This is a genomic window from Oleiphilus sp. HI0080 (assembly GCF_001635135.1).
Window position 1 is genome coordinate 1 of sequence record NZ_LWFU01001230.1, and the last position, 572, is coordinate 572.

Sequence of the window (572 nt, forward strand, 5' to 3'; positions counted from 1 at the left end):
AAAGTCATCGAGTTTGCCACGGATTCGTTGTATACAAAGAGGGGTGTTGAGATTGGCTCCCCGAGCTGTGCTCGAGCTAGGCAAAGTCATCGAGTTTGCCACGGATTCGTTGTATACAAAGAGGGGTGTTGAGATTGGCTCCCCGAGCTGNGCTCGANCTAGGCAAAGTCATCGAGTTTGCCACGGATTCGTTGTATACAAAGAGGGGTGTTGAGATTGGCTCCCCGAGCTGTGCTCGAGCTAGGCAAAGTCATCGAGTTTGCCACGGATTCGTTGTATACAAAGAGGGGTGTTGAGATTGGCTCCCCGAGCTGGGCTCGAACTAGGCAAAGTCATCGAGTTTGCCACGGATTCGTTGTATACAAAGAGGGGTGTTGAGATTGGCTCCCCGAGCTGGGCTCGAACCAGCGACCCACGGATTAACAGTCCGTTGCTCTACCAACTGAGCTATCGGGGAATCTCAAAAGAGGCGCGTGTCTTAATTAGCTAGCGCGCCTTGGTCAAGTGCTTATCCAAGAACTTTCTTAATTCTTGCAACGGCTGCTTCTAAGGTCTCCATGCTGGTAGCGAAA

1 tRNA gene is annotated in these 572 nt (G+C 51.4%); it reads right to left on the reverse strand.

The window, feature by feature from the left end:
- Nucleotides 1–381: 381 nt before the first annotated feature.
- A tRNA-Asn gene (locus A3751_RS21475) sits at nt 382–457 on the reverse strand.
- Nucleotides 458–572 lie beyond the last annotated feature (115 nt).